At 45.6% G+C, this 23,363-nt stretch carries 17 protein-coding genes; 3 read left to right on the top strand and 14 right to left on the bottom strand.

Annotated elements, in window-relative coordinates; translation table 11 throughout:
- Positions 1-20: 20 nt before the first annotated feature.
- Genes QNH15_RS24095 through QNH15_RS24115 form a run of 5 tightly spaced genes read right to left on the bottom strand, consistent with a single transcriptional unit; the run spans position 21 to position 5,374 of the window.
- Positions 21-476, bottom strand: a complete 456-nt coding sequence (locus QNH15_RS24095; RefSeq protein WP_061973913.1) for an SRPBCC family protein — start codon at positions 474-476, stop codon at positions 21-23.
- Positions 476-2,905 carry a xanthine dehydrogenase family protein molybdopterin-binding subunit gene (locus tag QNH15_RS24100; RefSeq protein ID WP_283891158.1) on the bottom strand — a complete coding sequence of 810 codons (2,430 nt, stop codon included), beginning with the start codon at positions 2,903-2,905 and terminating at the stop codon, positions 476-478. The genes QNH15_RS24095 and QNH15_RS24100 overlap by 1 nt, the downstream gene beginning before the upstream one ends.
- Before the next feature lies 1 nt (position 2,906).
- The gene (locus tag QNH15_RS24105; RefSeq protein WP_283891160.1) at positions 2,907-3,515 is read right to left on the bottom strand and encodes a nucleotidyltransferase family protein; all 609 of its coding nucleotides are present in this window, start codon (positions 3,513-3,515) and stop codon (positions 2,907-2,909) included.
- Complete coding sequence (locus tag QNH15_RS24110; RefSeq protein WP_283891162.1) at positions 3,512-4,585, bottom strand: XdhC family protein; 1,074 nt, start codon at positions 4,583-4,585, stop codon at positions 3,512-3,514. Before QNH15_RS24110 ends, QNH15_RS24105 begins: the two co-directional genes overlap by 4 nt.
- Positions 4,586-5,374 carry a response regulator transcription factor gene (locus tag QNH15_RS24115; protein WP_283891163.1) on the bottom strand — a complete coding sequence of 263 codons (789 nt, stop codon included), beginning with the start codon at positions 5,372-5,374 and terminating at the stop codon, positions 4,586-4,588.
- Between the two features lie 564 nt (positions 5,375-5,938).
- Between QNH15_RS24115 and QNH15_RS24120 the strand changes: the two genes are divergently transcribed.
- Positions 5,939-6,277 (top strand): NIPSNAP family protein, encoded by a 339-nt coding sequence (locus QNH15_RS24120; RefSeq protein WP_061973906.1) that lies wholly within the window; start codon positions 5,939-5,941, stop codon positions 6,275-6,277.
- A 241-nt stretch (positions 6,278-6,518) separates the two neighbouring features.
- Here the strand turns inward: QNH15_RS24120 and QNH15_RS24125 are convergent, their stop codons facing one another.
- Positions 6,519-7,361, bottom strand: a complete 843-nt coding sequence (locus tag QNH15_RS24125; RefSeq protein ID WP_283891166.1) for a nucleotidyltransferase — start codon at positions 7,359-7,361, stop codon at positions 6,519-6,521.
- Between the two features lie 424 nt (positions 7,362-7,785).
- Here QNH15_RS24125 and cotR (QNH15_RS24130) point away from each other — a divergent pair, with 424 nt between their 5' ends.
- Positions 7,786-8,751: a sporulation hydrolase CotR gene (cotR, locus tag QNH15_RS24130; RefSeq protein ID WP_283891168.1), complete on the top strand. Its 966-nt coding sequence runs from the start codon at positions 7,786-7,788 to the stop codon at positions 8,749-8,751.
- 144 nt (positions 8,752-8,895) lie between these two features.
- Here cotR (QNH15_RS24130) and QNH15_RS24135 read toward each other — a convergent pair whose 3' ends face one another.
- Positions 8,896-9,858 carry a DUF6454 family protein gene (locus tag QNH15_RS24135; protein ID WP_283891170.1) on the bottom strand — a complete coding sequence of 321 codons (963 nt, stop codon included), beginning with the start codon at positions 9,856-9,858 and terminating at the stop codon, positions 8,896-8,898.
- Positions 9,859-10,213: 355 nt separating this feature from the next.
- Between QNH15_RS24135 and cotR (QNH15_RS24140) the strand changes: the two genes are divergently transcribed.
- Positions 10,214-11,170 (top strand): sporulation hydrolase CotR, encoded by a 957-nt coding sequence (gene cotR, locus QNH15_RS24140; RefSeq protein ID WP_061973898.1) that lies wholly within the window; start codon positions 10,214-10,216, stop codon positions 11,168-11,170.
- A gap of 415 nt (positions 11,171-11,585) precedes the next feature.
- Here cotR (QNH15_RS24140) and QNH15_RS24145 read toward each other — a convergent pair whose 3' ends face one another.
- From QNH15_RS24145 to rbsD, 7 genes are all read right to left on the bottom strand, one after another.
- Entirely contained in the window at positions 11,586-15,320 is a 3,735-nt protein-coding gene (locus QNH15_RS24145; RefSeq protein WP_283891173.1) for a S8 family serine peptidase, read from the bottom strand.
- 268 nt (positions 15,321-15,588) lie between these two features.
- Positions 15,589-16,878: a helix-turn-helix domain-containing protein gene (locus QNH15_RS24150; protein ID WP_283891174.1), complete on the bottom strand. Its 1,290-nt coding sequence runs from the start codon at positions 16,876-16,878 to the stop codon at positions 15,589-15,591.
- 223 nt (positions 16,879-17,101) lie between these two features.
- Positions 17,102-19,012 carry an asparagine synthase (glutamine-hydrolyzing) gene (asnB, locus tag QNH15_RS24155; RefSeq protein WP_283891175.1) on the bottom strand — a complete coding sequence of 637 codons (1,911 nt, stop codon included), beginning with the start codon at positions 19,010-19,012 and terminating at the stop codon, positions 17,102-17,104.
- A 549-nt stretch (positions 19,013-19,561) separates the two neighbouring features.
- Entirely contained in the window at positions 19,562-20,491 is a 930-nt protein-coding gene (gene rbsB, locus QNH15_RS24160) for a ribose ABC transporter substrate-binding protein RbsB (protein ID WP_061973895.1), read from the bottom strand.
- Positions 20,492-20,521: 30 nt separating this feature from the next.
- A complete protein-coding gene (locus tag QNH15_RS24165) occupies positions 20,522-21,466 on the bottom strand; it encodes an ABC transporter permease subunit (RefSeq protein ID WP_283891190.1) in 945 nt (314 codons plus the stop codon).
- A gap of 2 nt (positions 21,467-21,468) precedes the next feature.
- Positions 21,469-22,965, bottom strand: a complete 1,497-nt coding sequence (locus QNH15_RS24170; RefSeq protein ID WP_283891192.1) for a sugar ABC transporter ATP-binding protein — start codon at positions 22,963-22,965, stop codon at positions 21,469-21,471.
- Positions 22,965-23,357: a D-ribose pyranase gene (gene rbsD / locus QNH15_RS24175; RefSeq protein ID WP_283891194.1), complete on the bottom strand. Its 393-nt coding sequence runs from the start codon at positions 23,355-23,357 to the stop codon at positions 22,965-22,967. Before rbsD ends, QNH15_RS24170 begins: the two co-directional genes overlap by 1 nt.
- Positions 23,358-23,363 lie beyond the last annotated feature (6 nt).

Here is a 23,363-nt window from a genome sequence, read left to right on the forward strand (position 1 = left end):
TATGTGCTCTGCCCCTTTCTTTAGGCGCTCTGTTCCATTCGTTTTAGTTCCTTGCCCAGTTTCTTAAAAAAGTCCTGAATCACCAGTTTTGCTACCCCTCCGAGCATTCGCTGGCCCACCATCGCTACCTTTCCGCCTACTTCTGCTTCATAGGAGTAGTTTAGAAGAGTCGAGCTTTCGCCATCCGGCGTCAAGTCTACGATTCCAACGGCTTCTACCGTTCCCGGAGCTCCTTCACCCTTGACCGCCAATTTGTAATGACGGGGCTCTTCCAGGTCGAGGATCTCAATCGTTGAAGAGTAGTTTCCTTTGATCGCAGCAATTCCAATGGACAGCTCTGCTTCATACTTGTTGTCATCCACCAACACAAGTTTTTTGCAGCCCATAATGCATTTTTCAAGCACAGCAGGATCAAGGAGCACTTCATACGCTCTGTTAACTCCTGCCTCCAATACCATATTTCCTTTTCCTTCCATCAGACGGTCACCTCTTTATTTTTGTTTTGCTTCGCTTGATTCAGAAGCGTCCAAATTCGATTGGGACTCAGCGGTAATGTGTCAATTTCAATTTGATATGGAGTGAGTGCATCACTCACCGCATTGGCGACAGCCACTGGCGCACTCATCGTATTGCCTTCCCCAAGGCCCTTGGCACCAAGTGGAGTCATGGGAGATGGCGTTTCGATATGCTTGATTGTCACGTTCGGGATTTCCGGGGCAGTCGGACACAAATAGTCCATGAATGATCCGGTTAGCAGCTGCCCTTTGTTGTCGTATACGAGCTCCTCATAGAGCGCCCCGCCCAGCCCATGGGCGAGCCCGCCAAAGATTTGTCCATCGACGATGAGTGGGTTCAGTAGTTTCCCGGCATCGTGAATCGTGACATAATCGAGAATACGAACCTCCCCAGTATCCGGGTCAATCTCCACTGTTACCAGATCAGCCACAAATCCGTACGTGACGGATGAGTTGATGAGATCATTTTCATCAGGCGGCTCAGCCGCTTTTACAGAGTAATAGTATGTTTCATAGATTCCAGGCTCCATTCCTTCTGGAAGAGAAAGAGGATTCCAATGGGCAGATCCCGCCGCTCTTTTTAATGCATATTTTTTTGTCGGGTCGTTCTTTTCATAAAAAGCTCCGTCTCGCAGTTCGAGTTCACTCTCACTCACTTTCATCTGGTGAGAAGCAATTTTCATCAATTTTTCCTTCACCTTGTGCGCTGCATAAAAGACTGCGCTTGAACCCAATGAAGCAAAACGGCTTGAATAGCTGCCTGACGCAATGGACCAGGCGCTTGTAGACGTGTCCAGCTCTGCCACCACCTTGATTTTATCCGCCGGAATGCTCAATACCTCAGAAACGATTTGTGCCGCAACGGTTTCATGCCCTTGTCCGGAAGGTGTTGTACTGATCCTAACGTTCACGCTTCCCATTGGATCCATCGAAACGGTAGCCGCTTCCGAACAGCCCGATTTCGGCAACGATTTTGCCCGTTCTTCCGGAGTCAGCGCCACCGTGATATATCCCATGTTAGACCCCGAAGGTTCGACAATGCAGGCAAGACCGACACCGACGATTTTCCCTTCCTTTCTTGCTTTTTCTTGTTTTTTGCGGAACTCCTCATACTTTCCGGTCTCCAGTGCCAGTTCGAATCCTTTCATATAATCCCCGCTGTCATACATGCCGCCTGAAGCCGTTTTGTAAGGAAACTGCTCTTTTTTAATGAGATTTTCACGAATAACATCCGCCGGATCCAGATTCAGCTCGAACGCCACCCTTTGCATGATCCTCTCCAGAGGAAAATACAGTTCCTGGCCACCGTAGCCTCTGATCAGCCCTGTAGGCAGCTTATTCGTCATAATGGCGTAAGCATCAATATGCAGGTTGGGAATATCATAGGCACCCGTTGAATTTGCGTGTGTACGGTACAGGCAGGCGGGCTCGGGAGCCCTGATGTAGGCACCCACATTATCGATCATCTTCATGCGCAGCCCGGTTACCTTCCCGTTGTTCTTGACCGCCGCTTCAATATAGGTTACCCTGTCCGTTCCGCTGGAGCTGGCCGACAGGTGCTCCTGGCGGTCTTCAATCCACTTTACCGGGCATCCGGCAATCCGGCTTGCCACCGAAAGGAGCACCATGTAGGGAAAAGTTCCCGCTTTGATGCCATAGCTTCCGCCAATGTCCTTTGGAACAATAATTCTCAGCTTATTGCTTGGTATTTTCAGTGCCTGAGCCATGATGGCCTGGATAACAAATGGTCCGTGAAAATTGGCGTGCACCGTATACTGATTTTCACTGGATTCATAGTTTGCGATAATTCCGTATGTCTCCACAGGGGTTGCGGTATATTTCGGAAAAAGGTATTTATGCTTAATGATCCTGTCCGCTTCTTCAAACGCCTGATCGACTTTTCCGTAATGAAACGTACGGTGATTGGCGACGTTGGATCCAACGTTTTCATGAAGGATGGGGGCATCTTCCTCCATTGAACCCTCAATATCAACGACCGGCGGGAGCGCTTCATACTTCACTTTGATCCGTTCCATCGCATCCTCGGCGATATATCGGCTTTTTGCAACCACGACCGCCACAGGCTCTCCGACGTACCTTACTTTATCAACGGCGATTGGATAATAATGAACGGGAGCGCTGACACCTACACTGAACGGCTCAAGGTATTTCTTCACCTGCTCACCGGTTATTACTGCTTTTACTCCTGGCACCTTTTCAGCCTCAGCCGTATCGATTGAAACAAGATTGGCATGGGGGCTGGAGCTTCTTAAAATGGCCGCTTGAAAGGTCTGGGCAGGGGTTCCGATATCATCAATGTATTTGCCTTGTCCGGTCAACAGCCGCATGTCCTCGACTCTTGTCACGGCCTTGCCAATAACTTTGCCCATTTTAGGAGACCTCCTTTCTTAATAGCCTTCTGTAATCGTCCTTGGTATCAATATCAAAAGGGTGACTTCTTCCCATTTCAACGGTTTGGGTCTCTCCGGAAAATTGCCTGATCACCTCGCGGCCCCCTTTGTCGCCCTTGACATCAAGCAGCCGGTCGAACATACGCCGTTGAAACAAGACAGGGTGTCCCTTCTTTCCCCGATAGGACGATTGATATATGGAATAAGCCTGGTTCCCCTGAAACTCCTCCAGAAGTAAATTAATCTCTCTGGTGGTGACAAGGGGCTGGTCCCCCAGCAGAAAAATGGCGGCTTCTGCTTCTGACGGCAACACATAAAGGCCTGATTTCAGAGACATCGACAATCCGCTGTCCGACTGATCATTCAAGAAAACCTTGCTGACCCCCGGAACAGAAGCCTCTGCAAGCAAACCGTCTACTTCCGGGTTAATCACAATGATTACACCGTCTGCTTTAGAATTTACAGCGGCATCTATGACGTGATGGATAAGTGTTTTTCCCTTGTGGCGCAGCATCATTTTTGGCGTTCCCATCCGTTTTGACTGCCCGGCTGCCAAAATGATGGCCCATGTGTTTTTTTGGGGAGTCACAATGCCAGTTCACCCACTTTCTTTTCCATGTATTTCGTGAAGCTCGTTTCCTTCATCACATGAAGAGGATTTCCGCTTCCCTTGTCTCGGTAGATCATGGTGATTTCCGCCAAAATACTGAGCGCAATTTCTTCCGGTGTTTTTGAGCCGATATCCAAGCCAATAGGACTGTGGAGACGAGAAAGTTGCTCCTGGGTAAGTCCGGAATTCATCTGATCCAACAGCTGGTACGTCCGTTTGTTCGGACCAAGTACCCCAATATATGGAGCCGCTGTTTTCAGTGACTGCTTCAGAAAAAGAGCATCCTGTTCAAAATGATGGGTCATAATGACCACAAACGTAAAGCTGCCTATCTGAAGGTCCGGCCATTCTCCTTTAGAAACACAAACGAGATGATCGGCCTCCGGAAAATATTGTTGGTTCACAAAAGCAGGACGATGATCGATGACAGTCACTTGCCAGTTCAATTGCTTTGCTCCCTTAATGAGAGGCACTGCATCGGGTCCTGCACCAAAAATGACCAGTTGTGGAGGAGGCGTGAGGGTTTCTGAAAATACAAGGGCCTCTTTCTCCCCGTAAGGGATGGAATATACCCCTGCCCTGGATTGATGAAAAGGAACCTGTTCACATACCCATTTTTCACCAATCAACACAGGGTCAGGCGCTTCTACAATAGTGGCGATGCCGACTTCATGGGCAAGTGCCGTTTGGCAGATCTCCATGCTACGAGCTGCCTTTTCAGGGTCACCCAGTGAATCAAAGGGCTCCAGGAAAATATCAATGGAACCGTTGCATCCGAGGCCAAGGCCCCATAAATCGTCACCGCCACCTCGGAAATCATAGCTTATCGTTTTACAGGTTGCCGACTTCAACACCTCTTTTGCGTGTTCCATGAAGTCTCCCTCAACACACCCCCCGCTTAATAATCCGGTTAACGTTCCATCTTCGCTCCAAAAGCATTTGGCCCCTGATTTTTGATAGGTAGAGCCTTCCGTACGGATAATTGTCCCCAAAACTCCCCGGAGACCGTTTTGGATACAGCGTTTCATTTCCAGATAAATCGGGAGCATCTACACACCTCCAGATGATATCGTTAGTCCCTGCTCAGCCTCTAAATGAAATTGCTCACGGTAATCGCTCGGTGTTATTCCAGTAAGCTTTTTAAAGGTAGTGGCAAAATATCCCGAATTCGCAAAACCGGCATTGTTGGCAATCACTTCAATGGGCAGTGTTGACATTCTCAGCAGGGATTTGGCTTTTTGCACTCTGACAAACGACAGATATTCAACAAACGTCATTCCTGTTTCCTCTTTAAACATTTTGCTGAAATAAGAAGGGCTCAGGTATACCTTGTCGGCTACACCTTTTAACGTGAGGGGTTCGCTGTAATAAATTTGCATATATTGGATGGCGCTGCCGATCGGATTTTTCAGATCTGCAGTAAAGGGCTCTTCATTTGATTTCATAACCTGGTTTATACTTTTGCTGAGAACAGGAATCAACACCCTGTCTAACGTTTCAATCAGTTCATTTTTAGAAAGCGGTTTCAATAAGTAACCTAAAAAACCGGCATTGATGGACGATTGAACGAGTTCAAACATCTTTAATTGGGTCATCACGATAATCGGAAGGTCCGGATACAACTGAAGAGCTATTTTGCCAAACGCTATGCCATCGGTATCTGGCAAAGAAATATCAATCATGAGTGCGCTCGGCTTGCTTTGTTTCAGCAACAGCATCCCTCGATGGGCCGTACTGGATTCATAAATGGATAAAAAGCTGTATTTACTTTCCTGAATGATTGCACAAACTTCTTTTCGGCATTGTTTATCATTATCGACAATAAGTAATTCCGACACGTGTGCCCCCCCTCACATCCTTAAAGTAACGCAATTACAAAATCAGCAGTTTTAAAATCGAGTTTTGATCGTTTTAAAATTTTGTTATAATTTTCTGATATTGTTAAGATAACCGACTATAAAAAGTCGAAATATGTAGAATCTTTATCTATATCAAACCATAATAACACTACCCCGCCAACCACAGCGAAGTGATGTTTCCTTTTTTGTGGATTTATGAGATTACTTGCGGATCGACATGATTTAGTTGCGGTTTCGCTGGATTTACTTGCGGTGCTGGGAGTTTTACTTGCGCTTCGACACGATTTACTTGCGGTTCGACAAAGAATACTTGCATATCACGTCATTTTCATAAACCCTCCTTCGAGCAGAATCCACAAAAATGCGCGCTCACCCAAGCGCTCTTCACCAATCGCTGCATCCCGGTCAATGACATAGAGGATTTCAAAATAAGACAAGTTTAAATTTACTTTTTATGGTATTATTTTTTCAGTGCTTATTCAGCAAACGTAGCAGGATTGTGGAGGATAAGCGAACAGGCGATACATAATAGGAGGTTCAGATATGTTTTATCGAAGAAAATTTTATACTGTTAAAAGTGATTTTGTTGAGGAGTTCAATGCTCACTTCAACAATACAAACTTACCTAATCAATTAAAGCATGGTGCACGCTTGGTAGGGAGATGGATGAGGGATAACAAGGACAATACTGTCGAAATCTTTGCCATATGGGAATATGACAGCTATGAAAAATATGTGGAAATTGAAACAAATGTGAAAAATGATAAAGCACATGTTCAAAGGATTAAAGATTGGTACGAAAACAATGGCGGTAGAGAACAGGTGCTTAGTAAGTACATACTTGAAGTTAAAAATGAAGCACTAGAGTCTACACTAAAATAATTCATCTTCTATGCAAACTAGTATTGAATAACGAATACAGCCAGTCTATCGAAGAATGGCTGTGATTCTTTATATCGTTAAAGCCCCACTAATACAAAATAAATTTTAACAGCTTTCTTTAGGGGGTTAAAAAAACAACAATCGAGCCTTTTGTTATAAATTGCCAGTTCTTCTTCAACTCAAGCACCTTTTGTTTACGTACAACTATTTACGTATCACAAATTTAGTGTTGAAGTCCTTTCTACATTTCCATATTACTTACCTTTTGGGGGTTGTGAACCTGCAACCATTTATCAGCTTCGTTTATCATCCACGTTCCCATATCATCTAAAAAAACAATGATCGCATTCCCATTTTCTGTAGGATTAATAGCATATTTAACTGCTTGTTTCATTTCAGATTCTTTCTCTGGATAATACGTAGAAAATATCTCATACGCTGGGTACAAGTCTCTTGTATATTTTTTTTCTTTCTCAATGACAAGTGCAAGGCCTGCCCTAACGATGATTTTCATAATCCATGCGCAACAATCCAATATATCTTCTTTATCGTCATTGCCTGCAACGTCTTCTTTAGCTTGTTTGATTTGATTCTTTAAGTTTACAAGATGTTGGTTCCCAAGTGTTTTATCTGCCTTATAGTTAGGTAATTTCCCCCTTATATCTTCTCCATATACACAAACACTATGAGTCTTAATCATAAACGGAATGATTGAAAAGTTATTGGTTTCTATCATATCTTCAATGGAATAGAAACTAAACTCTACACCCTTTATGCAATCATATTTTCTATTCAAGTCATTTTCTGCTTTATCCACCCATTTCAAGTCCATATCATTCGTTTCTCTATTCGTTATTGCTATTGTATCTAAGTCTGAAACCCCATATATACCCAATCCACGGGGAACTGACCCCCTGACATATACACTATGCAGATCGGAGCCCAAGTGTTTTTGGTAATTTTCTACTACCTCTTCTATCACCTTGTAAAATTCAGGTTTAACCTTTTCTAAATTTGAGTCGTTTATTATATAACCATTATCATTCGTCAAACAAAAACGTCCAATATTTTTAATATCAGTCAACGTATCTCCCCCTTGCTTTCTTTAAATAATCTGCCCCGTTAGTTAGATGCGAAGCGCATATTGCCAGCATCCCAAGTGGCACTCATATTGATCCACACTACTTATTGTCCATTATAAAATATAATGTCATTTGCAGTGCCAAAAATAAGGAAACAAGCTAAAACTATACTAAATAGGGAAAATGACGTGTGCCAATTCACACGTCATTTATTATGTCATTTATCAATAAAGCAACCGAAAACGGAATCCTTTAGTGTGTGACCGGTTGGCTTTTTTGTGGTTAGTTGCTTGCGGCATGATTTAGTTTACCACTTTGAAACAAAAAAGATCGGTGGATAAGGGAGATCTTCCGCCCATACACCTGCCGCCACACTAACATAAACTGAAGGATACTTTTGTTCGGAATAGAAAGGAGAAATCAACTTTGGGCAAATTCCGGATCATGACCTTTGATGGAGGCGGCACTTTGGGGGCATTAAGCTTACAGCTTTTGAACCGATTGGCGAAAGTAACCCCGCTGCTCGTCCGTAAAACGGATCTTTTCGCCGGCACTTCCGTCGGTTCATTCACCGCCCTTGCGCTAGCCAGCGGAAGAACGCCAAAAGAGACCTTCCGTTATTTTAAGGAAGAAATTCTGCCGGCATTCAGTGTTTCCCGGCCAGGTGGACCTGTTTTCAACCAGCAATTACCGTATTCTGGTTTCATTCAAGCGATACGAGAGTTTTTTCCGGATGACCTCCGCCTGAAAGACTTAAACCGCAGAGTGGTTGTGCCTGCGTTTCACTTGTACGACCAGAAATTGGATCGTTGGAACGTTGTCCTGTTCCACAACTTCCCAGGTTCTCCCTATTTAAATGAAAAAGCGAGTGATGTCATTTTGAGAAGCAGTGGTGCCCCCGCTACCCAACGTGCCTATCAGAACTATGTGGATGGGTATATCTTTGCAGCGAATCCCAGTGCAGACAGCATCTCGTTAGCCGTTGGGAAGGCTGGCGTACCTCTGGACAAAATCGCGGTATTATCCATTGGAACCGGTGAATCGCCGACGCGCTTAAAAAGAGACACCAGAGGCTGGGGAATGGTGAGCGCAGATAACATCCGTCCCGAAAACCTGGAGGATTTGCCTCCAAACTGGGGCGTGCTTTTAGACCATGCAACGGATGAACCGTTATTGCCCTTTCTTCAAGTGACCGGCAGCAGCGCCTCGTATAATGCAACCATGATCAGTGGCAATCTGCTGGGCAAACGCTTTTTTCGATTAAATCCGCGCATCCCCAGCCTCTCCCTAACCGACCCTGCCTCCGCTCCCATTGTCATCGAGATTGCGAACGAAACCAATTTGCAGCCGGTTGTTCGTTTTGTGGAGAACTATTGGGGTGTATGCAAGTAGACTGACGTTGGCGTGAGGAGAACTTGACTAAATTCTATTAGTTTTGAGGCATTTTCGTGTGAAAAAGAATGCCTTTTGGGTTATCCATGCAGATTTAATCTAAACCGTTAGTGGATAAGGATAGGCCACAACAACCTACGCTGTTCAATTATCCTGCCCGGTCGTTCTATTAACTTTTGTTTCATACACCAGCATAGAAGATTGATCGTCATCGGGAACAGCGTACATTTTTATTCCTTGTTTCGTATTTTCAAGAAATACTGGATTCCGTGTCACAACATGTCCCTGAGTTGAAAACAGAGTAATGGGCAATTCGTGAACCATATCCATTGTTCTCATATCTAGTAAAGCTAGTCCACCTAATTCATATTTATCATTGGCAGATCCATGTTGTGGCAATTCAGTAATGCCACTGCAAATCATGCTATCTTTTCCTGCGTTTTCACAATCCTGATAATCGATGAAATGACTAGGGTTATTTGATTTGCTAAGTACTTTTCCTTTTTCATTAAACTCATAAAAGGATCTTGAACCCCAACTTACAGCTTTTAAAGTTCCATGTTTTCCATCACGAAGAATTCCACCAATGTGGTCATTTGCGCGGAACACTTCCTTAGATTTCATTGTTTGAGGATCTATCTTGTATATGATTGACTTGCTGTTTGGGCGGTATTCGGCAGCGGGAACCCAAACTGATTTACCATCATAGGCAATGCCACCGGGGTGGTATATACTGCCTTCACCAAGCTTAATATCCTTTAAAAGTTCACCTTCATTATTAAATACAAAAAGGTGGCCAATGCCTTTACCTGGTGTACGGTCATAACCTTCTTGAGGCTTATTTAATTTTACCGGTTTTTCTATGATTTCTACGGAAGACATGTAATAAACGTCTCCAACTTTCGTCATTCCTTGTGGATGATAAGTGTTAAATTTAAGATCGATTTTTCCTTTTTGTTCCCAGGTATTATCCCGTGTAAGGTCTTGTAATTTCTCAACCATTTCATTTTCTTCTTTCCCGGAATTATGAGCATCAGCGTAGACAAACGCAGTTGATAAAGTACTAATAGTAATGGTGGCTGCTATTGCAAAAATTACTTTTTTCATTATTCATCCTCCTCAGTTTATTAATATCAAGTTGTCTTATTAACCTTACACAAAAGATATTAAGAAAGAGTAATTTGATTATTTGATATTTGTAAACTTTTGCTTACAAAATACAAGAACAAATTTACCTGAGGACAAGAACTGCAAAACACCACTGCGATCGGACCTCCTCCATAGTCATTCAGTAATTTTTGGCAATAAAGGAAGGGATATGGCCGCCAGCCGGCTTGTGCTCGGTTGGCTTTTTTGTGTTTACCCGGGGTTCAACAAAGGGAGTTTTTTCGCCCATACAATTGCATCCAAACTAACATAAACTGAAGGATACTTGTGATCGGAATAGAAAGGAGAATTTTCTTTGGGCAAATACCGGATCATGACCTTTGATGGAGGCGGAGTTTTGGGAGCATTAAGCTTACAGCTTTTGAACCGATTGGTGAAATTGACGCCACAACTTGTTCGTAAAACGGATGTTTTCGCCGGAAATTCCATCGGTTCCTTTACCGCTCTTGCGCTAGCCAGCGGAAGAACGCCAAAAGAAACCTTCCGTTTTTTCAAGAAAGAAATTCTGCCGGCATTCAGTGTTTCGCGGCCAGGTGGTCCTGTTTTTAATCAGCAATTGCCATTCTCCGGCTTTATTAAAGCGATTCGGGAGTTTTTCCCGGATGACCTTCGTCTTAAAGACTTAAAACCAAAAGTTGTTATTCCTTCGTTTCACTTGTACGACCCAGAGGTGGATCGGTGGAATCCTGTGCTGTTCAACAACTTCCCTGGCTCTCCCTACTTAAATGAAAAAGTGAGCGATGTTATCCTCCGGAGCAGCGGCGCACCCACGGCACAACGCGCCTACCAGAATTATGCGGATGGCTATCTCGTCGCAACAAACCCATGTACGGCCTGTATTTCGTTCGCAGTTGGTAAAGCGTGCGTCCCTTTGGACAAAATTGCGGTTTTATCCATCGGAACAGGCGAACAGCCAACACAGTTAAGAAGAGATACCAGAGGCTGGGGAATGGTCAGCGCAGATAACATCCGTCCTGAAAACCTGGAGGACCTGCCACCGAACTGGGGCGTCCTCCTGGATCATTCAACGAATGAACCGCTGCTGCCCTTTTTGCAAATTACCAGCAGCAGCTCCGCCTATTATGAATCCATGGTTAGTGAGAACCTGCTCGGCAAGCGCTTCTATCGGTTAGATCCACGCATCCCTAATTTCTCTAAAACCGATCCAACCGTCGTCCCCGCTTTGATCGAGATTGCGAATGAGACTAACTTAGAACCTGTTGTTCGATTTGTGGAGAAAAATTGGGGTTGATGTTAGGAATGTAAGGAAGCCGCCCAAATCGGGTGGCTTTTTGCTGTGTGTTTGAGGATTACTGGGTTGTTTCGTGTTAAAAAGAAGGCTTTTGAGTTATCAAAGTAGTTTAACAGAGTTCGCAAAACGATTTTAGCCTCTTTTCGGCCAATTTATTGGAAAAGATGAGGATTTTACCACGCATCCCACTTCCATAAATTAACTTATAAGCGAATTTAGGCTATTTATCCGCAAAAACAACGAATTATCCGCGAATTCTTGCTCTTTATCCGCGAAAATCCCTCTATTATGCGATAACCGTTTATGCTTAATAAGTTTCGACAAATTTCGCTATATTTATTTCAACCTCTCTCCCTACGCACAAAAAAGAAGAGGCCCCACAAGCCTCTTCTCCTGCATCCGATCCATTCACCTATTACCTGACCCCATAGGCCTTAATGATATCCTGATTAATCTTGTTTCCTGCGTCATCCCACGCATTGGCACTTAATGAAACAGAACCTCCGGCTTTTTTTGGATTTTTAATGGCAGCTGTCCAGCTGTCTCCGTCCCGGACAACCTTTACGTTTTTCCAAGTTCGCCCTTCGTTAAATGAAACATCCAGAGATGCCCCTTGTATTTTTCCATTGCCGATCGCGTTCTTGATCTGCACCACAGAGAGGACGAGTTTCGTAGTTTTGCCGGCAATTGCATCACCGTTCATATCAGTGTCCAGGTTATAATCCAGGGAAAGCAGCGGCAAATTGTACCTGCCTTCCGGCTGTGCCTTGGACCAGAATGTCCACTCGGTGTGCGTGCTTGTGGATGTATGCCAGCGCTTTGCATCACGTGTGGCATCACTGACCAATTTGTACTGTGTGTTGGCAGCCGGATAGTTTTTAAACGAATAGATCGCTTGCCCTGTACGGTTCTCCACGAGGGTATCACCCTGATAGAGTTTCAGAGTCTGCGTATTATTCGGTTCTTCTCCCAGATCGGAGCCGGTATGGCCTTCACCTGAGTCGGCCCATGCCGGAATGTTCATAACCAATGAATTATCAGATCGATAGGGCACCCAGAATCCGTCACCTAAGCGCGGACGAACAACCGGCGCAAACCAATCCTGGCTTAGGCGCTCACCCGGTTGATAGGAAAGACGGGTTTCCCGGACACCCCACGGGCTGTCGATCACTTGTGCTTCATGGTACCACGACGTTCCAACTTGCGCAGACATCCATTCTGTACGAATGGAAGGAAGGTCAATTTTGTACAAAAACCCTATGCCGCGTGCTGAGTATGGACGGAAGTCATAACGGAACTCTCCGCCTGGCGCGTTGCGGTCCGAATGATAGCGCGTATCGATTTTCGCCAGTTCACTAGTTTTCGGTGCATAAGATAAATCCTTTGGAATTTGGTCCGTATGCGGGTCTACCAGATCATACACGTACGGTGTATTCGGCGTTCCTTTTACATCAAGGGTGAGGTTGCCTGAACGTGCGGCTTTTATGACTTTATCCCCTTCTGTCCCGCTGATGGCCGCAACCGGTAACTTCACATCACTTCCATCATTGTTTGCATAGTACTCACTGATTTCCGTTGGTTTGTCATTGGCTACAATCAGCATCTTGGCTCCTGCATTCAAGGCATTCAGAGCGCGCTGATTCGGTTTCACCTCATCGCTGCGATCCACGATGACAATTTTGTTTTTCGTGTTTAAACGGTTATAATCCTCAGCTGCTCCTTTACCTGCATAAACAGCTTTGGCATGGAGGTTGCCCTTTAATGGAGTGCTTCCTGCCTGTGGAAGATCATCGAGTTCATTTCCTCTAAAATTGATCGTCAATACCGGTTTGGTAAGGCGCCACCGGGTGAGCAGCTCAAACTGTCCTTCCTTCACTTTCTTTGTTGGAGCGGCGTACATTTTATCGACAGCTACCGGAAGCATCCAGATATCATCGACCGTTTTTGACCCAAGCTTTCGGAACAATTCCATACGGCGGTAGCTTGGTTCTGCCTTCTTCGGAACATGTGCGGTAATTTCGCGTGCTTTGCGGGCATCCAGTTCCACCGTCTGTGCTTTATTCAGCTTCACTTCCGGATCACCGACAACGGCTGCTCCCACATGATCGGTATCTGAATCCACATCCATGATGGACATCGCAGAGTATGTGCCCTTCGGAAGTCTTACCTCCTTCGTGCCGTTCACTTCCACAAAGGTTGGATCCATGTTTTCACTGAACAATGCCACATAGGCCAATCCTTCGGAACCATCACGGTCCGTTGCTTTTAAGGTTAATGAATAGCGCTCGTCCTCTTTAATCATACCGATTGCCGTGTGCGCAGCAGTCTTGCTGTCAGACGTTGCAGTAACTTGTCCCTGGTAACGGGAGCCTAAAGCGCCGAGGTTTGGATCAACTAGCACTTTTACTTCTGCTGAACCATTTGCAGGCACAGTAATATGATCGGCAGACAATCGGATCATGCCGTCGGGGGCATCGTTTCCTTTTTGATCCTTGAATGAAGCTGTCACATTTACCGATACATCCTGGTCACTGTCATTCGTATACGTGATGATCTTTTCTTTTACAGGATCGTTTTCATGCGGGTAATCATAGAACCCAAAATCCAGAGAGCCTGTTGCCTTAATGTGGCCAAGTGTGGCCTGGGCAACATCCAAACGGCCGGTTCCTCCTTGATATGGTTTAATCTCAGAAAGCTCTTTCGTTGAACTCATCAAGGCGTCCTTCAACTGCTGGCCGTTCCAGTCCGGATGGCGCTGTGACAGGATTGCTGCTGCACCTGCAACGTGTGGTGTCGCCATGGAGGTTCCGCTCATGCTCAAATAAGATCCCGATCCTTTGGTCGCGTATTGGGAACGGGCCGCAGTGATGTCCACACCTGGAGCCGTAAGATCCGGCTTGAGCGCCTGGTCTCCGATACGCGGGCCTTGAGAGGAGAAGTACGCCAGCTTGTCCGACTTGTCCACTGCTCCCACAGTGAGCGCCTTATCGGCGGCTCCCGGTGAACCGATGGTGCCCTCATTGCCGTAGTTGCCTGCCGCGATCACAAACAGTGCACCGGTTTCCTCGCTCAGGTTATCAACCGCCTGAGCCATTGGGTCGGTCCCATCGCTGGCTTCAGTGCTCCCGATACTCATGGAGACGATTTTGGCTTTGTGCGATGCCCACTCCATACCGTCGATAATCCACGAATTTAGCCCGGATCCGCTGTTATCCAATACTTTTCCGACCAATAGTTTTGCACTGGGTGCAACGCCTTTATATTTTCCGGACGAAGCTGCCCCTGTACCGAGAACAGTCGACGCGACGTGTGTGCCGTGGGCATGATGGTCGACTGCATCCTCACCCTGCACAAAGCTCACCGCTTCGGTCAATTGAGGCTGTATATCCGGGTGAGTGTTGTCGATTCCCGTATCAAGAACGGCAACCGTCGTTCCTTTACCGTCATATCCTGCAGCCCATGCTTCAGGCGCACCAACCTGCGGCACACTTTCTGCAAGCGTTGCTTCTGCTTTTCCATCCAGCCAGATTTTCTTGATGCCTTGTTCGAATTTGGCCGCCTTTGCTTTGGTTGGCTGTTCTTCTTTCGTAATATCGGCCCAGAAATCCTCGGCTTCTTTCTTATCTGCCGAAACCGCTGTTGCGTTGATGCTTTCCAGCGTACGTGTCTTTGAAGAGCCTTCCGGTGCCGCAGGCAAAACTGTTTTGGTGCGAACTTTGGATTCGTTGTACTGGACGATGATTGGAAGCTGTTTTGTTTGTCCGTCTGTATAGCCATCTTCCAAAAGTGCTGTGATATTGAACAGCTGCTTGTCCAGCTTGTTGGCGGCGAGATAAGGCATCGCTTTTTGCGGAATCACATATGTATCCTTGCCGATCGTTAACATCCTCGTCCCCGTATCCCCCTTTTCAGCCGGCTCAACCGTTACCGTGCTCTTACCGTCCCCAAGTTCCGTTACTGTGACCACATCGCCGGTAATGAGTGTAATTTTCTTTTCGTCTTTCTTTCCGATCTGTGTATCCTGGTCTTGCGATGCTTTTGTTAATATCGTGGATGAGTTCATGGCGTTGACCGGCAGATTCGGAACAGCAAGCAAAGCTGTCGTCATTACGGCTGCCAGCCATTTTTTCGATTTTGATTTTCCCATCATGCATTCTCCTGTCTTTTGAGTAATGATGTCCCCCTGACAAAATCCCGCGAGCGATCCTCCTTTTTATCGTTGTTATGAAAAAGTATAAGGGGAACTTGCCAGGTTCGTAATTGGGAAAATCTTGTGTGAAAGCCGGGTGAAAACCGTCTCTTTCAGTAGCCTTTCAGACCGGTAAAAAAGTCCCGGAGACCAGGCTGGAAAAGAAGATCGCGTTCTTTTCAACTTGGGAAAAAATCGACAAAAAAGACAATTGCTGTCCACAATTGTCCTAAACTTTCACTAATTCTTTTTCAGGTTCTATGGGAGAACCAATGTTAAACAATAGATTTTTCATATGCTTTGTGGAAAGCCGGAGAAAATGGTTGGCTTTCTCATAGTCTTTCTGTTCCTCATAAAAAGAGGAGATCATTTCAAGGTATTTAAAGCCCCGGGTAAAGCTTGAATACTTTTGTAAAACCGCAAGGCCGTCCTTGGTCAAATAGTTAATCAACGCTTTTTGATTACCCAGCGCTTCCAGATAAAGGATCTTCAGCTCGATAAATTGAGGAGATTTCTCATCCTGAAAACGGTTGAGTTCCTTTTTTAAAAGCGCTGCCGCTTTCTCATGCTGATGGTCGCTGATCAGCGTTTCCGCGATACAGGCAACTGTCACGTAATACGAAGAGGAATACGGTTCTTTTATTTTCAACGCCACCGCATAATTATCAAGTGACTCCTTCATCTTCTCCCTCCGAAAATACAAAAAGCCCAGGTTATGATAAGCCAGCGAACGAATTTCCCGGTCTTTCAGCTGCTCGGCATCCCTTAAAATGAGCTGCAGCATCTCGTAACTTTTCTCGTATTCTCCGATAAAAATGAAATTAACGGCGAGAATCATCTTCACGTAAACGATTCGCAGCAGGTTATTGCTGTTCTGATAAACCCTGAGCGCTTTATACGCATAATGGATGGATAGGGAATAGTGATACAGATGCCCGTGCACCGCCGACAAATAATAATAGTAGTCCGTCACTTTCGTATGATAGAGTTCGGCTTTTTGCTCGTTACGGCTGTGTATCGCCAGTGCCTGGGTAAATTGCTGCCTTTGTCCATGGTAGACGCCCTGCAAAAAATCCCATAAAAACAATTCAAATGGCGAAAATTTCGACTGATATTTCCTCATTTGCTGAGCTGTTTTTTCAAACTCCCCGAGCTCATTGGTCATGAGCATGTATCGCAGCCGGTATAGCTCATAGAGATAGATCATCTCTGTGCATTGTATGTAATCCTTTTGTTTCTCCAGCACCTTATACAATTGTTGTGCTGAATCCTTTTGCAACCGTTCCATGCTGTCAAAGAAGGTTTCGAGCAGACGGCTGACCTGGTCGCTTTTCCTGTTTTCTTCTTCTGTCGAAATGTTGAGCCTCTCGCACAGCAGCTGCAGCGTTTTCGGATTCGCATCTTTTACGTTGTTCTCAATCTTGCTTAAGTGAGTCACCGAGCAAATTCCCTGGCAGAGCTGTTCCTGTGTCTTGTTCTGCTTCCTGCGATGATAATAAATGATTCTACCTATGGACATCCCACCCACTCACTTTCCCGTATCGTATCCTTATAAATTATGGAAAAGCACGTCATTCCCTGCAAAAATTGTGGAATTTCCCCGGAAATAGTTTATTATTTTCTATTTCAGCATCTCGGCGATCTTCCTTATATTTCTTGCCAAGAAAATAATCATCATGTTATTTCCCTTTTGAAAAATACTCCAGTAAAAAAGAGCAGCCCACAGACTGCTCCCCATTTCTTTATCTATTAAATACAGGTGACGTCGCTTTTTCTCTTTCCAACGCATCAGTTCGAAACGAATACTTGTCTTCTACAAACACTTGATGCCAGATCATAAAAGTCAGTACGGTCCAGATCTTGCGGCTATTGTCACGCTGTCCTGCCTGATGTTCCTGTAAAAGACCCAGCACAACACTCTTATCAAACAACAAATCAGTTTCGCTCTCTTCAATCAATTCCATCGCCCAGCTTACCCACTCATTTCGCAGCCAGTGGCGGATCGGCACCGGGAAGCCCAGCTTTCTATTGTGAAGCACCGAGTTTGGCACAATGCCTTCCATCGCCTTGCGCAGAGCATACTTTGTTGTTTTTTCCGCAATGGTTTGTGACGGATGAAGGCGAGACGCCACTTTAAATACTTCTTTGTCCAGAAAAGGAACCCGGAGCTCCAAGGAGTGAGCCATCGTCATTTTATCGGCCTTGACAAGAATGTCTCCGCGAAGCCATGTGTGCATGTCGATGTACTGCATTTTATGAACGTCATCATAATGCTGCACCTTCTGATAAAGAGGCTGTGTCACGTTTTGAAACGGCCACTCCTCATTATAATCGTTTAGAAGCTTTTCCTTTTCCTCTTCCAAAAAGATCTTTGCATTGCCGATGTAACGTTCTTCGATGTCCATCGCACCCCGCTCGAGAAAGCCTTTGCCCTTCATCGCATGAGGAAGAAGGCTAGCAATCTTTGGAAGCGCTTTCCGAAGAGCGGAAGGCAGATAACGAAAGTGCCTCAGGGAATGGGGTTCATTGTAAATCGTATATCCGCCAAACAGCTCGTCCGCCCCTTCTCCTGACAGAACGACGGTCACATGCTTTCTCGCTTCTCTCGCTAAAAAGTAGAGCGGAACAGCCGCAGGGTCGGCAACCGGCTCGTCCATGTGCCAGATGATTTTTGGAAGTTCTTTAAGAAACTCCTCTGGCTGTATAACGTAGTGTATGTTTTCAACCTTCAGTTCTGACGCGGTGTTTTTGGCGACATCAATCTCACTGAATCCTTCCCGTTCAAATCCAACCGTGAAGGTTTTCAGAGCATCATGATGCTCTTTCGCAAGTGCCACAATACTAGTGGAATCAATCCCGCCTGACAAAAACGCACCAACGGGAACATCACTTCTCATATGAAGGCTCACTGATTCTCGCAACCCATGGCGTATGTCTTCAATTGACGCACTCAGCTCCTGAAGTCTTGGCGTGAACTTTGGCTTCCAATACGGCTTGATCTGCAGCTTCTGGCCGATTTTTTTCATAAAGTAATGGCCGGGTTCCAGACGCTTGATTTTTTCCGATAGGGTATGAGGCTCTGGTACAAATTGATAGGTAAGATAATGCTGCACACTTTCCCGGTCAAGCTTCCCGCCATCTGTGGCCAGAAGAATGCTCTTTTTTTCCGACGCGCAATAGAAATGGTCGTGATCTTCCAAATAGAAAAAGGGTTTGATGCCAAAGTGATCTCTTGCACCGAAAAGCTCTTCTTTCTTTTTGTCCCAGATCACAAAGCTGAACATTCCTCTTAGATCATCCACCGCCCGTTCACGTTTATGGCTGTATAGCGCAACAATGACTTCTGAATCTGATTCTGTTTGAAATGTATAGCCCAGCGCTTCCAATTCTTCTCTTATTTCAATGAAGTTGTAGATTTCACCATTAAAAATCATCCAATACCGGTCATCTTCGTAACCAATTGGCTGTTTCCCGCTTTCAATGTCAATGATGCTCAGCCTTCGGAAGCCAAAGAGCACATGATCATCAAAATAATATCCTGCATCATCCGGGCCCCGATGCCAGATGATATTTGTCATATCCTTAAATCGCTCAATGTTTTGGTCGATCCCATTCATCGGAGAATTGCTTAAGACACTGATAAAGCCGCACATTCAGAAAATCACACTTTCCTCATTTTTTGAGTTCATCGTTTTCATTCTTCGTCGTGCACCGGTAACCCCTAATAAAAAATTGTAATTATGGGTTCAAATCCCATATAAGTATAAATAATTACACAATGCCAGTAAATAGGAAAATAAGCCCTGTATTTAAATTCATGTAGTTAAATAGATACTGTTTCACCATTTGCAAAAGACCTATAACCTTGGTATAACAGGGATTTTTACATAAAAATAGACATTTTTTGTAGTAATTTGCCCTAGCCTTTTTCTGTGATAAAAGTTGTGTCTCCTATTACATACGAAAAAATAATTGGAAGGTTTCGTAATCTGTTCATTTAATTTCCTTAAATACAAAAAAGGACCTTTTGAAGAGAATCTTCAAAGGTCCTTTTGGAGTTTACTTGCGGTTCGACATAATTTAGTTGCGGTAATGTGGACTTTAGTTGCGGTTCCGGAACTTTTAGTTGCGCTTCGACATGATTTAGTTGCGGTTCGACAAAGAATACTTGCATATCACGTCATTTTCATAAAAACGTCCATTTATTTCGTAATCAAGTCCAGATCAACGGGAATAAACTTGTCTACTTTTTCTTTCTTGCTAACTTTTACCGCTGTTTGTACGGCTTCTGAACCGATCATGTCCGGCTTTTGGGCAACGGTTGCAGCCATTTTTCCGTCTTTGATCGCTTTTTGTGCGTCATCGGTGGCGTCAAAGCCGACGACAATTACATCTTTCAAGCCTGCTGCTTCCAACGCTTGTAGGGCACCAAGCGCCATTTCATCGTTGTGCGCGAATACTGCATCTACGTTTTTGTTGCCTTGAAGGATGTTTTCCATAACATTTAAGCCTTTGGCACGGTCAAAGCTTGCGGTTTGCTTCGCTACAACTTTCATTCCTTTTTCATTATCAACGGCTTTATGGAATCCTTCTCCACGCTCACGGGCGGCTGAAGATCCGGAAATCCCTTCAAGCTCGACGACATTTCCTTTGCCTTTCAGTTGCTTGGCAATGTATTCGCCTGCCATTTTACCGCCTTCCACGTTATCGGAAGCGATATGGGAGACTACTTTTCCGCCTTCTGCACTACGGTCGACGGTGATGACCGGAATGCCGGCGCTGTTGGCTGATTCAATCGCTGAGGAAATGGCAGCGGAATCTGTTGGGTTCACAAGAAGTACGTCCACACCTTGCTGGATTAAATCCTCGATGTCATTGGCCTGTTTTGCAGAATCGTCCTGTGCATCCACTGACTTAAGCTGCACGCCTGCTTTTTTCGCTTCTTTTTGAGCACCTTCTTTTAGCGTAACAAAGAACGGGTTGTTGAGTGTGGAAATGGAAAGACCGATTTTCAGATCCCCTTTGCCTTTTTTCTTGCTGTCGCTCTCTGTTCCTGGTGCTTTTGTGGAACAAGCGGTCAAGAGCAAAGCACCAACCAGCAATAAAACAAAACTTTTAACCATGGTTTTCATCATGTATTCCTCCCTATATTTTGACTAAAATTAAGCGGCCTTCTTGCGGTCTAGCAATACGGCGAGAAGGATGACCCCGCCCTTTACGACCTGCTGATAGAAGGATGAAACGTTTAACAGATTCAGTCCGTTGTTCAGTACACCGATGATAAGAGCACCGACCAGCGTTCCGAAAATCCATCCTCTGCCTCCAGACAAGCTCGTTCCGCCAAGTACAACGGCTGCGATAGCATCGAGTTCATACGCGGTACCCGCTGTTGGCTGTGCCGAATTCAATCGGGATGTAAGGATGATTCCTGCAAAAGCCGAAAGCAAACCGGTCAGCGAGTAGATCATCACTTTGATGCGGTCGACTTTTATCCCGGAGAGCAGTGAAGCCTCCTCGTTGCCTCCGATGGCGTATGTTCTTCTTCCAAAGGTCGTCTTTTTCAAAAGGAACCAAAGAACAGCGAAGGATGCGAGCATCCAGATGACCGGAATCGGGATACCTGCGAAATACCCACGGCCCATCAATACAAAGCTCATATGATCGGACAGGCCTGTGATCGGTTTTCCATCGGTGTATACGAGGGTCAACCCGCGGAACACAGTCATGGTAGCAAGGGTTGCGATGAACGGTGCGACCTTCCCTTTTGTGATGATCAAACCATTGATGGCACCCATGACGGCTCCCGCTGCCAATCCGACAAGCATAGCGAGTATCGGATCTGTACCGCCGGCCATCAATCCTGCCGTTATGGCTCCGGAAAGTGCGAGCATCGAGCCGACGGACAGATCAATCCCTCCCGTCAGGATGACAAAGGTGAGTCCAAATGCGATCAAGGCATTAATGGACACCTGCCGCAGCACATTTAAAATATTGGCCAATGTGAAAAACTGCGGACTTAATATGGAAAGAACAATTAAGATAATAGCCAGTCCGATAAGCGGACCCAGTTTCTGAAAAATGCTGATCTTTCTTGTTGATGCAGACATTCTTACATCCCTCCTGTTGCAGCATGCATGATTTTCTCCTGATCGGCTTCCTCACGATGCATGATTTTCGCGATCTTTCCTTCATGAATGACGAGAATCCGGTCACTCATGCCAAGGACTTCGGGAAGCTCGGAAGATACCATAATGATCGACACTCCCTGCTCGGTCAGTTCATTCATGATCTGGTAGATTTCTTTCTTGGCGCCAACATCGACTCCGCGCGTCGGCTCATCAAGGATCAATACCTTCGGCTGATTGTTGACCCATTTACCGATGACAATCTTTTGCTGATTTCCTCCGCTCAACGACTTGACGGTTTGTTCCCGCCCTGACGTTTTCACGTGGAGTTTCTTAATCAGCCGGTCGGTTTCTTCCTGTTCCGATCGCGCAGAAAGAATTCCATTGTTTGAGACCGCTTTCAAATTGGTGAGAGTAAAGTTTTCTCGGACAGTCATCCCGATCACTAGTCCTTTGTCTTTGCGGTCCTCTGTGACAAAAGCCAATCCTGCGGCAATCGCGTCCGCGGGTTTTGAGATGTTCAAGCGCTGACCGTCCAGATAAACGGTGCCGCTGTCCTTTTTCTTGTATCCGAAAATGGCTTCCATGATCTCGGTGCGGCCAGCACCCATCAATCCGGCGACTCCAAGGATTTCTCCCTGCTTTACATCAAAATAAATGTCCTCGAAGTATTCATTCCGCGACAGGTTTTCCACTCTGAGCCGTTCTGGTCCAATCGTGACCTGTCGTTCCGGGAACCGTTCACCGAGCTCGCGGCCGACCATCATGGAGACAATTTCGTCGAAGTCCGTTTCACTTACCGTTTTTGTACCGATAAAATTTCCATCCCGCAGTACAGAAATTCGGTCACAAATACGAAAGATTTCCTCCATCCGGTGGGAAATATACACAATGCCTACGCCCTGGTTTCTCAGTTTTTCAATGACTTCAAAAAGGGCTTCGATTTCACGGTCGGTCAGTGCGGCGGTCGGCTCGTCCATGATGATGCAGTCCGAGTTCGTTTCAAGCACTTTCGCAATTTCGATCATCTGCTGCTGCCCGACGGAAAGCTCGCCGGCGACCGCATCGGGATCGATCTTAACTCCTAATGCCTCCAGTGCTTTCCTTGCTTGTTTTCGCATGGCACTTGTCCGTAAAATTCCGCTTTTACCGTAGGTCAGTTCTTTTCCAAGAAACAGATTTTCGGTGACGGTCAGATAAGGAATAATGTTCAGCTCCTGATGGACAACGCCGATTCCCATTTCTTCCGCTTCCTTAGGCGAGGAAAAATGAACCTCTTTTCCTTTCACCATGGCTGTTCCCTTGTCCCGCTGGTAGATGCCGGCCATAATTTTCATTAATGTTGATTTGCCGGCGCCGTTTTCTCCCATAAGGGCGTGAACCTCTCCGGGCCTCACTTCAAAATTCACATCTTTTAACACGTGTACATCTGAAAAAGATTTATAGATTCCGCTTAACTGAACAAGTGGTGTTTCATTCATCAGAAAATCACCCCCGCGTGTAAAATGATGTTGGCATAAGGTGTAGTTTCACCTGTGCGGATGACCGCTTTTGCGTTTTTCGTTAACCTTTTGAACGTTTCGTGCGGCACCATCTGCTGTTTTGCCTCAGGCACTGTGCCCAGGACTTGCTGGAGGTAGGCGCTGTTTTCCTGCAGCTCCTCAGCAAACGTGATTTCTTCTGTCTCCATGTCCTCCACGACAGCCCTCAAGGTTTCCAGAAAGCCTGGTGTGCCCATGGTCAGGGAGATGTCGATCCGTTTTACGTTGTCAGGGATCGGCAGACCGCAATCTGCGATCACGATGGTGTCTGTATGCCCGAGCCGTGCCAGCACAGCTGCTATCTCACTGTTCAGCATCCCGTGTTTTTTCAATTGCCT

Origin of the sequence: Fictibacillus enclensis (assembly GCF_030123385.1) — a bacterium.
Taxonomy (GTDB): domain Bacteria; phylum Bacillota; class Bacilli; order Bacillales; family Fictibacillaceae; genus Fictibacillus_C; species Fictibacillus_C enclensis.

Excerpts from the sequence above, each read along its gene's own strand:
- QNH15_RS24095 (WP_061973913.1), bottom strand. The coding sequence starts at position 476 with ATGGAAGGAAAAGGAAATATGGTATTGGAGGCAGGAGTTAACAGAGCG.
- QNH15_RS24100 (WP_283891158.1), bottom strand. The coding sequence starts at position 2,905 with ATGGGCAAAGTTATTGGCAAGGCCGTGACAAGAGTCGAGGACATGCGG.
- QNH15_RS24110 (WP_283891162.1), bottom strand. The coding sequence starts at position 4,585 with ATGCTCCCGATTTATCTGGAAATGAAACGCTGTATCCAAAACGGTCTC.
- QNH15_RS24120 (WP_061973906.1), top strand. The coding sequence starts at position 5,939 with ATGTTTTATCGAAGAAAATTTTATACTGTTAAAAGTGATTTTGTTGAG.
- QNH15_RS24135 (WP_283891170.1), bottom strand. The coding sequence starts at position 9,858 with ATGAAAAAAGTAATTTTTGCAATAGCAGCCACCATTACTATTAGTACT.
- QNH15_RS24145 (WP_283891173.1), bottom strand. The coding sequence starts at position 15,320 with ATGATGGGAAAATCAAAATCGAAAAAATGGCTGGCAGCCGTAATGACG.
- QNH15_RS24150 (WP_283891174.1), bottom strand. The coding sequence starts at position 16,878 with ATGTCCATAGGTAGAATCATTTATTATCATCGCAGGAAGCAGAACAAG.
- asnB (WP_283891175.1), bottom strand. The coding sequence starts at position 19,012 with ATGTGCGGCTTTATCAGTGTCTTAAGCAATTCTCCGATGAATGGGATC.
- rbsB (WP_061973895.1), bottom strand. The coding sequence starts at position 20,491 with ATGAAAACCATGGTTAAAAGTTTTGTTTTATTGCTGGTTGGTGCTTTG.
- QNH15_RS24165 (WP_283891190.1), bottom strand. The coding sequence starts at position 21,466 with ATGTCTGCATCAACAAGAAAGATCAGCATTTTTCAGAAACTGGGTCCG.
- QNH15_RS24170 (WP_283891192.1), bottom strand. The coding sequence starts at position 22,965 with ATGAATGAAACACCACTTGTTCAGTTAAGCGGAATCTATAAATCTTTT.